The sequence below is a fragment of the Streptomyces sp. H27-D2 genome (assembly GCF_035828615.1).
Lineage (GTDB): Bacteria > Actinomycetota > Actinomycetes > Streptomycetales > Streptomycetaceae > Streptomyces.
In genome coordinates this window covers 40805-54894 of the sequence record NZ_JAYMZR010000044.1, presented here as the reverse complement: position 1 = coordinate 54894, position 14090 = coordinate 40805, and the positions used below count along the sequence as shown (strand labels likewise).

General features: G+C 70.4%; 12 protein-coding genes and 2 pseudogenes. 4 read left to right on the top strand and 10 right to left on the bottom strand.

Features of this window, described 5'->3' with window-relative positions; genetic code table 11:
• The first annotated feature begins 263 nt into the window (after positions 1–263).
• The gene (locus tag QMK28_RS18325; protein WP_326439213.1) at positions 264–1916 is read left to right on the top strand and encodes a CocE/NonD family hydrolase; all 1653 of its coding nucleotides are present in this window, start codon (positions 264–266) and stop codon (positions 1914–1916) included.
• A 151-nt stretch (positions 1917–2067) separates the two neighbouring features.
• Here QMK28_RS18325 and QMK28_RS18320 read toward each other — a convergent pair whose 3' ends face one another.
• Entirely contained in the window at positions 2068–2508 is a 441-nt protein-coding gene (locus tag QMK28_RS18320; RefSeq protein WP_326439211.1) for a DUF6278 family protein, read from the bottom strand.
• A gap of 152 nt (positions 2509–2660) precedes the next feature.
• Here QMK28_RS18320 and QMK28_RS18315 point away from each other — a divergent pair, with 152 nt between their 5' ends.
• On the top strand, positions 2661–4478 hold the full coding sequence (locus QMK28_RS18315; RefSeq protein ID WP_326439209.1) for an SGNH/GDSL hydrolase family protein: 1818 nt from the start codon (positions 2661–2663) through the stop codon (positions 4476–4478).
• Between the two features lie 132 nt (positions 4479–4610).
• Here QMK28_RS18315 and QMK28_RS18310 read toward each other — a convergent pair whose 3' ends face one another.
• The 8 genes from QMK28_RS18310 to QMK28_RS18275 all read right to left on the bottom strand — a co-directional run bounded on the left by QMK28_RS18310 (position 4611) and on the right by QMK28_RS18275 (position 12323).
• On the bottom strand, positions 4611–5390 hold the full coding sequence (locus QMK28_RS18310; protein WP_326439207.1) for an exodeoxyribonuclease III: 780 nt from the start codon (positions 5388–5390) through the stop codon (positions 4611–4613).
• Positions 5391–5444: 54 nt separating this feature from the next.
• On the bottom strand, positions 5445–6089 hold the full coding sequence (locus QMK28_RS18305; protein WP_326439205.1) for an MBL fold metallo-hydrolase: 645 nt from the start codon (positions 6087–6089) through the stop codon (positions 5445–5447).
• A 114-nt stretch (positions 6090–6203) separates the two neighbouring features.
• Positions 6204–7502 (bottom strand): bifunctional 3-oxoadipate enol-lactonase/4-carboxymuconolactone decarboxylase PcaDC, encoded by a 1299-nt coding sequence (pcaDC, locus tag QMK28_RS18300; protein ID WP_326439203.1) that lies wholly within the window; start codon positions 7500–7502, stop codon positions 6204–6206.
• Positions 7503–7859: 357 nt separating this feature from the next.
• Positions 7860–8450 (bottom strand): GTP-binding protein, encoded by a 591-nt coding sequence (locus QMK28_RS18295; protein ID WP_326439201.1) that lies wholly within the window; start codon positions 8448–8450, stop codon positions 7860–7862.
• Positions 8437–8808 carry a DUF742 domain-containing protein gene (locus QMK28_RS18290; RefSeq protein WP_326439199.1) on the bottom strand — a complete coding sequence of 124 codons (372 nt, stop codon included), beginning with the start codon at positions 8806–8808 and terminating at the stop codon, positions 8437–8439. Before QMK28_RS18290 ends, QMK28_RS18295 begins: the two co-directional genes overlap by 14 nt.
• A complete protein-coding gene (locus QMK28_RS18285; RefSeq protein WP_326439197.1) occupies positions 8808–9209 on the bottom strand; it encodes a roadblock/LC7 domain-containing protein in 402 nt (133 codons plus the stop codon). The genes QMK28_RS18290 and QMK28_RS18285 overlap by 1 nt, the downstream gene beginning before the upstream one ends.
• Positions 9206–11425 carry a sensor histidine kinase gene (locus QMK28_RS18280; protein WP_326439195.1) on the bottom strand — a complete coding sequence of 740 codons (2220 nt, stop codon included), beginning with the start codon at positions 11423–11425 and terminating at the stop codon, positions 9206–9208. The genes QMK28_RS18285 and QMK28_RS18280 overlap by 4 nt, the downstream gene beginning before the upstream one ends.
• Before the next feature lie 472 nt (positions 11426–11897).
• Positions 11898–12323 (bottom strand): DUF6624 domain-containing protein, encoded by a 426-nt coding sequence (locus tag QMK28_RS18275; RefSeq protein WP_326439193.1) that lies wholly within the window; start codon positions 12321–12323, stop codon positions 11898–11900.
• A gap of 55 nt (positions 12324–12378) precedes the next feature.
• Here QMK28_RS18275 and QMK28_RS18270 point away from each other — a divergent pair, with 55 nt between their 5' ends.
• Positions 12379–12516 carry a hypothetical protein gene (locus QMK28_RS18270; protein ID WP_326439191.1) on the top strand — a complete coding sequence of 46 codons (138 nt, stop codon included), beginning with the start codon at positions 12379–12381 and terminating at the stop codon, positions 12514–12516.
• A 717-nt stretch (positions 12517–13233) separates the two neighbouring features.
• Here the strand turns inward: QMK28_RS18270 and QMK28_RS18265 are convergent.
• A pseudogene (locus tag QMK28_RS18265) lies at positions 13234–13598 on the bottom strand (ATP-binding protein); the annotation flags it as partial.
• A gap of 2 nt (positions 13599–13600) precedes the next feature.
• On the opposite strand from QMK28_RS18265, the pseudogene QMK28_RS18260 reads away from it, so the two are divergent.
• Positions 13601–14041: pseudogene (locus tag QMK28_RS18260) on the top strand (cytochrome P450); the annotation flags it as partial.
• Between the last annotated feature and the right edge of the window lie 49 nt (positions 14042–14090).

Below are 14090 nucleotides of genomic sequence, written 5' to 3'. Positions count from 1 at the left end.
TAAATACACGGTCCAGGACCTACCGCCCCGCAGGCCCCGACCCCGCACCACACTCACACCCGCACAAAGCCCCGCCCCGGCCCCCGACCCGGACCCGGACCAGAAACGAGCCCGCCCACCGCCACGTTACCCGTCCGTAACCTACCAACGGGTTACCCCGGGTAAACCGCAGTGGTTACTCTCCAGTCACCTTGGGCAGCCCGGCACCACCCAACGCCGTAAGGCCCAATCGGTGTTCCCCACATCGCTGACTGGAGCCGCTCATGCGACCTGCCCGAATACCCCGAAGCGCGCACGACCCGCACTCCCGCCCGGCGCTCCGCGCCGCGGCCGGCGCCCTCTCGGCGGCGCTGCTCGCGGGCGGCGCACTGAGCGCCGCACCCGCCGCGAGCGCCGCACCCGCCGCCCCCGGCCGGGCGCCGTCGTATACGGCCGGCGCGGAGTCCGGGGCCGCGAGCGTCGAGTTCGTCGACATACCCGGCTCCGGCGGCATCACCTTGAAGGGCAACGTCTTCACGCCCGGCGGCTACGACGGCTCCCGGAAGTACCCCGTCATCGTGCTGCCCACCAGCTGGGCGATGCCGCAGATCGAGTACATCGCGCAGGCCAAGAAGCTTGCGGACTCCGGCTACGTCGTGGTCAGTTACACCTCGCGCGGCTTCTGGCGCTCCGGTGGCGAGATCGAGACGGCCGGGCCGCCGGACGTCGCCGACGTCTCCGCCGTGCTGGACTGGACGCTGGCCAACACCGCTGCCGACCCGGCGCGGATCGGTATGGCCGGGGTGTCCTACGGGGCCGGGATCAGCCTGCTGGCGGCCGGCTTCGACAAGCGGATCAAGGCCGTCGTCGCGCTGAGCGGCTGGGCGGATCTGATCGAATCGATCTACAGCGGCCGCACCCAGCACCGCCAGGCCGCCGGGCTGCTCGGCGGCCTCGGCGCGCTCACCGGCCGGCCGAGCGCCGAACTCACCCGGACCCTCGACGACTTCCTCGCCTCCAACCTGGACCAGGAGGACGAGATGATCGCCTGGGGGAAGAAGCGCTCCCCCGCCACCTACCTGAACGACATCAACGCCAACGGCGCGGCGATCATGATGGGCAACGCGTGGGGCGACACCATCTTCCCGCCGAACCAGTACGCGAAGTTCTACGAGAAGCTCACCGGCCCCAAGCGGCTGGAGTTCCGGCCCGGCGACCACGCCACCGCCGAGGGCCTGGGGCTGCTGGGCCTGCCCAATGACACCTGGAGCAACGCCCACCGCTGGTTCGACCACTACCTCAAGGGCGACGACAACGGCGTCGACCGCGAGCAGCCCGTGCAGCTCAAGTCCCGCTCGACCGGCGGCTACGAGGGCTACCCGACCTGGTCCGCCGTCGGCGCCAAGACCGACCGGCTCGCCCTAGCCGGGAACAAGACGATCAACACCAATATCGACTCGGGCGCCAACGGCGGCATCGTGCTGCTGACCAACGCACTCGACCAGTTCCTCAAGATCCCACCGCTCGCCTCGATCCCGCTGCTGCCGCGCTCGGTGTCCGCCGTCTGGCAGTCCGAGCGCTACCCGGCCGAGCAGCGGGTGCGCGGCACCGCCAAGCTGCACACCACGGTGTCGAGCACCGCCGAGAGCGGCACCGGCATCGCCTACCTCTACGACGTCGGCCCGCTGGGCATCGGCAAGCTGGTCACCAACGCCCCCTTCAGCTTCCACGGCAAGACCCCTGGCCAGGCCTTCGGCGTCGACCTGGAGCTGTTCTCGACGGCGTACGACGTCCCGGCCGGGCACCGGCTGGCGCTGGTCGTCGACACCGTCGACCCGCTCTACAACGAGCACAACCCGCGCGGGGCGAAGCTCAGCCTCTCCTCCCCCGCCGACGACCCGTCGTATGTCTCTGTGCCGCTCGGCGAGCAGCGCTGACTCTCGGATGGGGCCGCTCCACGCTGCCGGGCGCTACTTCGCACCCGGCAGCGGCGTGCCCGGCCCGGCGTCAGCGACCCGGCGGCAGCGACCCGGCGCGGCGTTCACCTTCGAGTCGCGCCGGGGCCGCCGCGCGGACGCGCCCCGCGCTTCACGCCTCGGAGGTCTCCGCGTAGACCTGCGACAGCTCCGGCGCGCCGCTCACCGCCCAGTCGAGACCGATCTGCACCACGTTGATCTCCCGGCCGGAGACCAGCCGTACGACCGGCCGGCCGTTCGGCCAGACCTGCCAGACCGCGCCGGGCACCGTCCGCAGAATGACCGAGCCCAGGTACAGGCCCGCGTCGTTCCCGAGCCAGGGGAGCGCCTCGGGGTCGTCGCGCCAGCTGGGCAGCAGTTGGTCCAGCGCGGCCAACGAGGCGACCGAGTCATCGAGTTCAAGCCCTGCCGAGGCCGCCTGGGCGCGCAGCAGATCGCACTCGGCCAGCAGTTCGGCGACGCCTTCCGGGTCCTCCTCGACCGCGCTGATCAGCGCCGCGCCGGACTGCGCGTCGCGCCGCTTGCGCCAGTTGTCCAAGAAAGGGATGTTCATACCGCTCAGCGTCCCATCCGGGCGGGCCACCGCACCACAGGCGCGCGGCGCGCCACGACACGCCGGGTGGCCGGATGGACCTGCTTGACGTTCCTCGTCCGTCTCCCTAGCTTCAGTCCGCACCTGTCGCCACGACACGGGAAGGGTCGTTCATGCACGCGCACCCCTGGAGTTCCGGTACCTTCCCAGCCGTCGTCGGGGCGCTGGTCGGCGCCCTCGTCGTGACGGCCGTCCCCGCGGCGGCCGAGGCCCGGCCGGTCCCGCGTGAACCACGGCCGCTGGAGCGGCTCTTCGACAACACCGCGGTCAGCGACGACGCCGCCCCCGGCGACGCCGACTTCGACGGCGGCGGAAACTCGCTGTCCGCGCGCGACCTCGCCGCCGCGGGATGGGCCCCCGGCCGTACGCTCGCCATCGACGGGGCCCGGCTGAGCTGGCCGCGCTCGGCCGCCGGGCGGCCCGACAACATACGGGCCGACGGGCAGTCGGTACGGCTGCGCGGGCGCGGCGAGGCGATATCGTTCCTCGTCGCGAGCAGCTCCCCGGACGGCCCCGGCGCGGGGGCGGCCGGCAGCGGGACGGTGCGCTACCGCGACGGCTCCCGCAGCGGCTACACCCTGACCGCCCCGGACTGGCGCGGCGGCCCGCTCGCCACCAAGGCCGTGGCGCTGCCGCATCTCAACTCGCCGGGCGGGCAACGCGCGGAGAAGGTCCGGCTGTACGCGGTCAGCGTTCCGGTGCGGCAGGACCGCGAGATCGCCTCGGTGGTGCTGCCCAAAGACCCGGGCCACACCGCCGACCTGCACGTCTTCGCCGCCTCGGTGCGCCGGCCGGCTACCGGCTGGACCGGGAGCTGGGCCGCTTCCACCGCCGGGTACACCGCCGTCGGGCCGTGGACGGACCAGACCCTGCGGCTCGTCGTGCACACCAGCGCGGGCGGGCCGCGGGCCCGAATACGGCTCGACAACACCTTCGCCGCGGCCCCCGTCCGGATCGGTCACGCCTCCGTCGCGCTCCAGGGCGCGGGCGCGGCGGCAGCCGGGCTCCCGGTCCGGCTCAGCTTCGGCGGCGGTTCCGGGGCCGAGATTCCGGCCGGCGCGCAGGCCTTCAGCGATCCGGTCGGCTTCGCGGTACCGGCCGACGCGAACCTGCTGGTCAGCATCCATCTGCCGGGCACCGTCGCCGCCGTGCCGGTGCACGCCCAGGCCACCCAGCGGTCCTATCTCAGCGCGCCGGGCAGCGGGGACCGCAGCGGCGACAGCGCCGGTGACGCCTTCACCGGAACGCTGACGACCTGGCCACTGCTCACCGGCGTCGACGTCGCGGGCGGGCCGGGATCGGTGCTGACCCTCGGCGACTCGATCACCGACGGCACCCGGTCCACGCCCGACGCCAACCGGCGCTGGCCGGACGTGCTGGCGCGGCGGCTGCGCGGCCAGAGCGCGGTGCCGAAGTACGGCGTGCTCAACCACGGCGTCTCGGCGAACCGCATCGTGACCGACCGCTACCCGGGCGACGGGGTCAGCACCGACACCGGCGGGGTGAGCGCCCAGCACCGGCTGGACCGGGACGTGCTCGCGCAGACCTCGGCCCGTACGGTCATCATCTTCGAGGGCATCAACGATGTCCGCTCGGGCACCTCGGCGGACCAGGTGAACGCGGGGCTGCGCGCCATCGCGGAGCGGGCGCGTGCCCGGGGGCTGCGGGTGGTCGTGGCGACCGTCGCCCCGTGCGAGGGCTACGCCGACTGCACGCCTGCGGTGGAGGCCCGGCGCAGCGCGGTGAACGCGTATATCCGCGCCGCCGGCGGGGTGTTCGACGCGGTCCTCGACTTCGACGCGGTGGTGCGGGATCCGGAGCGCCCGCAGCGGATTCTGCCGGTCTACGACAGCGGCGATCACTTGCATCCGGGCGATGCGGGGTTGCGGGCGATCGGGGAGTCGATCGATCTGGCGAAGCTGGTGCGCTAGCGCGGTGACCGCGACGGTTGACCAGATTCGCCCGGTGGACGAGTGTCCTCAATCGCCGGACGGGCTGAATTCAGCCCGTCCGGCGATTGAGGACAGCGCGGCCGAAGGGCCGGGTAACTTGCCTGCCGCGACTCAGAGATCCAAGTCCACGACGACCGGCGCGTGGTCCGAGCCGCCCTTGCCCTTGCGCTCCTCGCGGTCCACGTAGCTGTCCTTGACCGCCTTGGCGAACGGCTCGTTGCCGTAGACCAAGTCGATCCGCATGCCCCGGTTCTTCGGGAACGCGAGCTGGCGGTAGTCCCAGTAGGTGTACGGGCGGTCGTACTTCAGGGGGCGGGGCATCACGTCAGTGAGACCCGCGTCGCGGAGCTTGGCCAGGGCTGCCCGCTCGGCCGGGGTGACGTGGGTGAGGCCGGCGAAGACGGCCGGGTCGTAGACGTCCTCGTCGGTCGGCGCGACGTTGAAGTCGCCGAGGACGGCGAAGGGCCGCTCGCCCGTCGTGTCGGCGGCGACCGCCGCGCTCAGCGCCTCGAACCAGCGGAGCTTGTAGGCGTAGTGCTCGTGGTCGACCTCGCGCCCGTTGGGGACGTAGACCGACCAGAGGCGGACCCCGCCGCAGGTCGCCGAGATGGCGCGCGGCTCCTGCGCGCCGTCGTACTCGGGGCCGCCGGGCAGGCCGGCCACGATGTCCTCCAGGCCGACCTTGGAGAGCAGCGCGACGCCGTTCCAGCGGCCTGTGGCGTGGACCGCGGCTTCGTAGCCCAGCTCGCGCAGCTCGCCGAAGGGGAACTGCGCCTCGGAGCACTTGGTCTCCTGGACGCACAGCACGTCCGTGCCGCTGCTCTCCAGCCAGGCGAGCAGCCGGGGCAGCCGGGCGGTGATCGAGTTGACGTTCCATGTGGCGATGCGCATGTCCGACAACCTACCGGGCGGCACTGACAGCGGCAGCGGTACCGGCGCTCCGGCTCACAGTGTCACGCTCTCGCCGGGGATCAGCCGGGAGTGTTCCGCGCCGCCGACGCCGGGGCCGTTGGGGCCGAGCATCATGTCGTAGATGGGGCGGCCGATGTCGGTGAGCAGGATGTCGTGGATGTCGATGGCCCGCCGCGGCTTGACCTCGCGGACGTAGTCGATGATCTCGCCGACCTTGCTCCACGGGGCGTGCACCGGCAGCATCAGGGTCTCGACGGGGCGGTCCGGGACGGTCAGCGCGTCGCCGGGGTGGAACAGCGAGCCGTCCACGACGTAGCCGACGTTGGTGATCCGGGGGATGTCCGGGTGGATGACCGCGTGCAGCTCGCCGTGCGCCTCGATCTCGAAGCCGGCCGCTGTGAACGCGTCGCCGTGGCCGACGGTGTGCACCCGGCCGGGGAAGGCCGCGGTGAGCTGGTCGGCGACGCTGCGCAGGGTCCAGATCTCAGCGGCCGGGTTGGCCTCCAGCGCGGCGCGCAGCCGGTCCTCCTTGAAGTGGTCCATGTGCTCGTGCGTGATCAGGACGGCGTCCGCGCCGACGGCGGCGTCCTCTTCGCTGAACCCGCCCGGGTCGATGACCAGGACCTGCCCGTCCTTCTCCAGCCGGATGCAGGCGTGGCCCTTCTTGGTGAGCTTCATGCGGGGTCCTTCCGTCGGTGGCCGGTGGCGCGCGGCCCGGCCGGACGTCACCCCGCTGGGGCGACGGTCCGCCGCGGATCCGTGCACGCCCCATTCTTCACCCCCGGCACCCGGTTACGCCTCGGGTGTGGTCTCTTCCCGGATGACGCGCTGGGCCACCACGAACGCCGAGTTGGCGGCCGGCACCCCGCAGTACACGGCGCTCTGCATCAGGATTTCCTGGATCTCGGCGGGCGTCAGGCCGTTGCGCAGCGCGGCGCGGGTGTGGAAGGCCAACTCGTCGAGGTGTCCGCGGGCGACGAGCGCGGTGATGGTGATGACGCTGCGGGTCCGCCGGTCGAGCCCCGGTCTGCTCCAGACCTCGCCCCACGCGTAGCGGGTGATGAAGTCCTGGAAGCCGTCGGTGAAGTCGTCGGCGTCCGCGACGGCGAGGTCCACGTGTGCGTCGCCGAGCACCTCGCGGCGTACCTTCATGCCCTGCTCGTACGCGTCGGGGCGGGCCGCCCCGACGGCGACGGGCCGCGCCTCGATCTCGGCGGGGGGCGCGGCGGGGGGCGGCGGCGGGCTCAGTACGGGCTTGGGGGCCGGCGCGGTGATCGCGGCCGGCGGCGGGCCGACGTTTACGGGGGCGGCCTGCCAGGCGGTGGTGAGGTGCCGGATGAGCAGGTCGGTGACTGCCGCGGGCTGCTCGACGGGGGCCAGGTGCGAGGTCGCGGGGACGAGTGCCAGCCGGGCGTCGGGGATGCCGGCGACGAGCACCCGGGCGTCGGCGGGCGGGGTCACCGGGTCGTCCGCGCCGACCAGGACCAAGGTCGGCACGCTGATCCGGCTCAGCTCGTTGCGTATGTCGTAGGCGGCGAGCGCCTCGCAGGCTGCGATGTAGCAGCCGGGGTCGGTGGTGCGCACCATCTGCACGGACCACTCGACGATGGCGGGCTGGGCGGCGGCGAACGCGGTGGTGAACCAGCGTTCGGGCGCGCTGCGCGCGATCGGGTCGAGTCCGTTCGTCCGCACGACCACGCCGCGCTGCCGGAAGGAGTCGGCGGTGCCGAAGCGGGCGGAGGTGGAGATCAGGGCGAGCGAGGCGACCCTGTGGGGGTGGCGCAGTGCCAGTTCCGCGCCGATCGCGCCGCCGATCGAGCAGCCCGCGTAGCCGAAGCGCTCGATGCCGAGCGAGTCGAGCGTGGCGAGCAGCCGGTCGGCGAGGCCGCCGACGGCCGCGGCCGGGTGCGCGGGCGCGCCGCCGTGGCCGGGCAGGTCGTAGCGCAGGACCCGCCAGTGGCGGGTCAGCTCGGGGATCTGCCGGTCCCACATGTGCCAGGTGGTGCCCAGCGAGGGACCCAGGATCAGGACTGGGGCGTCTTCTGGCCCGTCAAAGCGGTATTGCAGGGTGCTCTTCGGTGTCTCACTCACTCGCCTGATCCTCTCATCTGTCACGAGATGTCACATCGCCGGGGTGGAACTAGCGGGCCTCGCCCCGCTCCGGCGCTGCCGAGACGCGGCGTGCACTCGTGACCGTATGGACAGTAGGTCCTCCGGGCTGTGCTCTCCCTCAGTCGCTAGGATCAAGGCTTGCCCCCTTGATCACGCCCCCGGGCGATTCGGGATACAGCATCGAGTGTGATGGCACGTACGAGGTTCGGCGTGACTCACCGGGAAACCTTCCTAGGTCCCGCCCAACAACAGAGCTTGAGCACCACACGGTGAACAAGATCTGTCCCGCCGTACCGCCGAGCGCTTCGCCACAGCGCCTCGCGCGCATCGCCTGTGTCAGCCGGTCGCCACGGCCCCCGCCTTGGCAATGAGCAGGTCCAGAAGCGAGAGCAGCGCACCGCGCGCGTCGTCACGGGAGCGAGCATCGAGCATGAGGACGGGTGTGTTCGGGTCACGCAGATGCAGTGCCGCCCCGATCTCCTCGGCGGTGTACGGCTGTTCGCCGTGGAAGCAGTTCGCGCCGACCACGAACGGAAGCCCTCGGTTCTCGAAGAAGTCGACGGCTGGGAAGCCGCGGTCGAGGCGTCGTGTGTCGACAAGGACGATCGCCCCGAGTGCCCCGTTCAGCAAGTCGTCCCACATGAACCAGAAGCGCTCCTGGCCTGGTGTGCCGAACAGGTAGAGGACGACCTGTGCGTCGGTGAGGGTGAGGCGGCCAAAGTCCATCGCGACGGTCGTGACCGCCTTGGACTCGATGCCGTCGAGGTCGTCGACGCCGACGCCCGCGCTCGTCAGCCGTTCCTCGGTGCGCAAAGGCTCGATCTCGGAGACCGTCTCGACCAGGGTCGTCTTGCCGACGCCGAATCCCCCAGCGATGAGGATCTTGACGGGGTCCGCTTCCTGGGCAGGGGTGTCATATCCGGGCAAGGTTGTCCCTGATTTTCATGAGCAGGTGGACATTGGTGGTCTCGGCCCCTTCCAGGGGCGGCCGGTGTTCGATCAGCCCCCGATCCGCGAGTTCGCCGAGAAGAAGCGTCATCGGAGTGAGGCGGATGCGCATGCGCGCCGCGATCTCGGCGACCGCCAGGCCGCCCGGCGGCGGGCACATGGCGAGGATGGCCTGCCACTCGGTGGGCAGACCGTCGTGGCCGTCCGGGACGGCCACCGCCGTGATCGTGGTGTCCATGGTGAGGACGGTGTGGATAGCCGCCGTACGACCATCGGTCAGGGCGTACAGGCGCGTACGGCGGCGGCCGTCCTGTCGCGGACCGGGCTCGTCCGCCATTACGACGGCTGCGCCTGGCTGCGGTCAGGCGTACTCAGCCACTCACCGAGCGCCTGGGCGGTTCGCACGGCCTCGCCGCCCAGTTCCCCGAGCCGCGCCTTGCGGGAGGTCACCACGATGAGCGTGCTGCCCTCCCCGCACCCGACGATGCAGAGATAGCTGTCGTCCATCTCGACCAGCTGGCGGATTACCCGGCCGCCGTCGACCTCCCTGGATATCGCCTTCATGGTGGCCGCGATGCCGGAGGACGCGGCGGCTATGCGCTCCGCCTGGTCCCGCTCCAGCTGGTACGAGCTGAGCTTGATCCCGTCGTTGGACAGGAGTACGGCTCCCTGGATGCCGGCGATCCTGTTCAGGTTGTTGTCCAGGACGCTGTAGATCATGTCGTTCGTTGTCGTCATGGCTGATCCTGTCGCAGCTCTTCTTCCACTGACTGGGTCCCGTGCTCGTAGTCCGCCCAGGCGTCGGCCACCTCTTCGGGTGTCGCCGCGTCCTGATCAACGGCAGTCTCCGGTGCGCGGGGCGCGCGGAGCTGCTCGGCGATGTGGGCCTGCGGGACCCGCTCGGGGAGGGCCGGCTTCGCGTCACCGTCCCGTGTCAAGGGAGGGACCGGAGACTTACTCTCCACCGGCCGCTCGGGCGAGCCCTCTCGCGTTCTACGGTTGGGCAGCTCGGTCTTCGTGTGCAGGACCAGCTCGGGTTTGCCCTCTTCGCGGGGGCTCGGCGCCGGGGTGGACGGCGCCGACATGCGCGGCGCTGCCTTTCCCGCCCGGACCGGTTCGGTTGGTATCAGGAGGTCCTTGGGAAGGATCACCACGGCCGACGTACCCCCGTATACCGAGCGGCGCAGCGTCACCTTGGCGCGGAGCTGTTCGGTGAGGTGGCCGACCACGAAGAGTCCGAGCCGGTGCGCGTTCTCCGCGAGGACGGAGTACGGCGGCGCCGAGTGCAGACGCCCGTTCATCTCCTCGTAGGTTGCGGCGGTCACCCGAGGCCCGCGGTCCTCGACCTCGATCGAAAGGCCGTCTGTCACCAGTTCAGCCCGTACGACCACCTTCGACTTCGGCGGGGAGAACCGGGTGGCGTTGTCAAGCAGCTCCGCGAGGAGGTGGCTGATCTCGCTGATCACCCGCGGTGCCACGCTGATCTCGTCCAGGGCCTGGCGCTCGATCCGCCGGAAGTCCTCGACTTCCGCGGCGGCTTCGCGCAGCAGGTCGGCGACGCGCATGGGCTCGATGTGCGGATCGGGGATCTCGCCACCCGCCAGGATGAGCAGGTTCTCGATCTGGCGACGCATACCCACCGTCAATTGGTCAGATCGCATCAACTGGGCGAGCAGCTCCTTGTCGTGACCGAAGGTGTCCTGCAGTTCGTCGGTGAGGGTCAACTGGCGGCTGACCAGGTTTCCGGTGCGCGAGGCGATGCCCGCGGCGAACATCCCGAAGCCATGACGCTCGGCCGCGAGCTGCGCATGCCCGTCGACGGATACGGATACGACCCGGGCGAACGCGTCGCTGATACGTCCGACCTCGTCCTGCTCTCCGCTCACCGCGGGCAGCGCGTCGTCGTCGACGGGCTGTCCGCGCTGGAGTCGGGACACGACATCCGGCAGCGTGTCCTCAGCGATGACCACCGTGCGTTGGTGCAGACCGCGCAGGCGGCGGAGCACGGAGCGCGTGGTGAGCACGATGACGGCCGCGACGGCGAGGAGGGCGGCGCCGTTTCCGACGATCAGCCAGATGACCTCGGTCTCCAGCTGCGTGGCCTTGGCGTCGGCGTGCGCGAGTAGTGCCCGCGACTGTTCCACGTTGAGCGCGTCAAGGCGCGCCGCGAACTTGTCATACGCGGGCCGCCAGGCGTCGGTCTCCTTGGGTAGCTTGATGCCGGACTCGATGTTCTGGTGGTCGGAGATGACCGCGTCCTCGATGCGGACCTTCGTCTTCCAGGCGTCCGAGGCGATGATCTGGTCGTAGGCCGCTTTGTCCTTGGCCGTCAGATACGGCGCGACCCACTCGTCGTACTGGTACCGCTGGGATCCGACGGAGTTGACGAATTCGGCGAACCCGGAGGGGCTCAGCCGCCTGGACGGCCCGGCCAACTCAAGGAGGGTGGTCTCGCGCGCCACCATCTCGGACACCGTGAACACCGTGACGACCGTGCCGCTCTGCTGGATGAGCTCGGCGTCTTCCGCGTGGCTGAACTCGTTCTGGTACACCCGGATCATGGCTTCGATGAGTTCGGAGTAGTAGCCAATCGTCCGTTCCGCGCCTCCGCTGTGGGCGTCCGTGCGCTCGCGGTACGCGGCCAGGTCCGTGAGGCTGCTCTTCAGCTCCGAGAGGTAACGCTCCTCCTCGTGCTCGGTCGTCGCCAGAGCTCTGTCCGCCGACCGGAGGAAGTCGTCCGCGGCCCGGTCCGTGGCTGCGCGCTGGTCGCGCAGCTCGTCGTGGGACACGGAGCCACCCGCCCACCGTGCGGCGGTCGCCGTCCGCTCAGCTTGTACGTCGGCCATCAGCCTGGACAGGGGTACGTCGATGTGCTCACCAGCTGCCACATCGGCGCGCAGGTGCTCCGACTGGTCCAGCAACCGCTGTACGGTCACGGCCACTTGGGCACTCATCGCCAGAATAGGGACGATTGCCAGCCAAATGAGCATAGTGCGCAGGTGCACGGTACGCCGCCGACGAGTCGTCGACTGCCCTCGTGGGTCTTCGGGTTCTATGGGAGACATCAGCCCTCGGGAACGGGGAAAGCAGCGGGAACGGCCCAACAGCCGGACCGGACGCAGTCCGGGGGTACGGACTGGGGGAAGTCTGATTCGGCTTTGGCGGGGTGTGGGGTGCCGATCATAACCAGCCATGGCGAAGAAGCGGAGAGGTGACTTCCGTTGACGGCATGTGGTACTGGAGATGAAGACGTTTGCACACCGGAGCCCAGATCGGAACCCAACCGCGACGTCCAGCCCATCCCAGCCTGCCGACGATGGAGTACGCCGGGTCGGCGCTGCACGGGACCTCCTGCTGCCCAGGCGCCGCGGTCCGCGGCTCTTCGGCGCCACGGAGTTTGCCGAGACAACCAACTCTGTAGCGGTGTCAGTCTGCGACTGCGTGGCCGATAAGGCCGCGCACTGCGTTGTCAGGCCCGTGGGGATTGGTCTGGTGACGACTGGCCGTGGCGGTCGCTGCAACGGTGTGGGGGCGTAAGCCCTGTTCGTCGTTTCTGTACTGCGTGCCGTAGAGCTGTGGTTGGCCTTGGGCGATGCGGGTGCGGTCGGTGAGGTGTGCGAAGTGGCGGGGTTCGGCCTCGCCGAGGTACACGGCGTCGTCGAGCAGGTCGAGGGCGTGCGCCTGGAAGTCCGGGTCGCCGTCGGCGTGCTGTACCAGGAGCCATGCCGCCTCGGCGGCCTCGGCGCCGACGAGGGTTCGGCCGGGCCACCCCCATTCGGCCGTGATCCGCTTCAGGGCGGCGGTGTTGTCGCTGCTGCTGGGTGTAGCGGGCTGCGGCTGGGGCGACGCCAACGGCAAGGATCCCAACGGCACAGCACCCGCGGCACACAAGCAGAAACTGCCCCCTGTGTACGACGCCACCAACGGCTGGGCCAAGGAATCGGAAGGACTGAGCGACCCGGTCTACGCACCGCACGCCAAGGCGGTGCTCTTCCGCAAGGACGCCGAGGACGGAAGTCCACCCAAGTCGTCGCCCGCGACCTGAAGACCGGTGCCGTGACCTTGACCGGGGCGCGGGTCAAGCTCCCGACGTCGGGTCAGGACGCCACCGTGGACGGGGTGACGGAGCTGCTGATGACGTCGAAGAGCAACAAGGACCACGCAGTGGTGGCGTTCTCCGGCGTGACAGGCGGCGACGGGGCAACCCCTCCCTCTTCGGCGTCTCTGCACAGGGGCCTCTGACTACCGACGGCGACAAGTCCTTCTGGGTGGGCGACGGAAGCTGGCACAGCGGAAACAAACGCCCCCTCAGATGCGGATGACAGCTTCGGCGAGAACGAGATCCCGGACTACCTCGGCGGTGCGGTCGTGGCCCGTTGGAAGGCGTCCGGCGGCAGTACTCCCGTGCGTCGCAGCCACCGTGGCGCACCGCGCAGGCCCCACAAATGGGAAGGACCCGAGCAAGGAGCCCCAGCGGTAGTGACGTCAATCGCAGCTGAAATTCGGCGGCGGGACTGCCGGAGCCCCTCAATACGCTTGACCAGCAGGTCTCTTGACGTTGACTCATATAGGTTGGGCAACACCCCCCGTAAGGGTAAATTAGTGCATTTCTCGCGTAAGGTACGGTCCCAACGCATGGGACTTGGCAACAGCCCTCACCGGGCTACGCACTCACCCAAGCCGCGTAAGGGTGCCTGCTGCCGTCCGCACGGCTCCTCTCAACGCTGAGTGATTACTACTCCTGGCCACCGGCACTGCCGGCTTAGCGGTGCCGGACGGGGAAGGCACTTACCGTCTTTCCGCCGGAGGGCCGACGGGTTACCGAGGTGGCGCGGGCGAGGTGGTTGACCATGTGCCAGCCGAAGCCTCCCGTGCCGCCGCAACGGTCGGGGGTGCGCATGCGCGGTGCCTGCGGACTGGCGTCGACGACGGCGACCTCGATGGTGTCGGGGTCGGCGGTCAGGCGGAGCGTGAAGGTACGGCCGCCGTGACGCGCGGCGTTGGTGACGAGTTCGGAGACGACCAGAAGACGGTCTCGGCGTCCTCGAGCGCGATCTGCGGCTGCCCGAGGGATTCCAGAATGGCCCGGGTGGCACCGCGTGCGTGGGCGACGGCGCACGCGGAACGGTCGGCTGGGCGAGCGGGTGCACGCGCTGCTCCGGGAGAAGAAGGAGCAGCCCGGTTCGGACGTCACCTCGCGGATGCTCGACCACCCGGCGGGCCTGGCCGACGAGGAGATCGTGCAGGACCTCATCTCCGTGATCGCCGCCGCCCAGCAGCCGACCGCCAATTGGATCTGCAACTCGCTGCGGCTGCTCCTGACCGACGAGCGCTTCGCCCTGAACGTCTCCGGGGGCCGCCTCAGCGTCGACCAGGCGCTCAACGAGGTGCTGTGGCGCGACACCCCGACCCAGACCTTCATCGGCCGCTGGGCCACCCGGGACACCACGCTCGGCGGGCGGCAGATCCGGCCCGGCGACTGCGTCGTCCTCGGCCTCGCGGCGGCCAACTCCGACCCCGAGATCTGGCCGGACGGCCACGTCGGCGCGGAGAACGCCGCGCATCTGTCGGTCCAGTGCCAACCCACCAGCCCAGCAGACCTTCTCCTCGGAGCCGCAG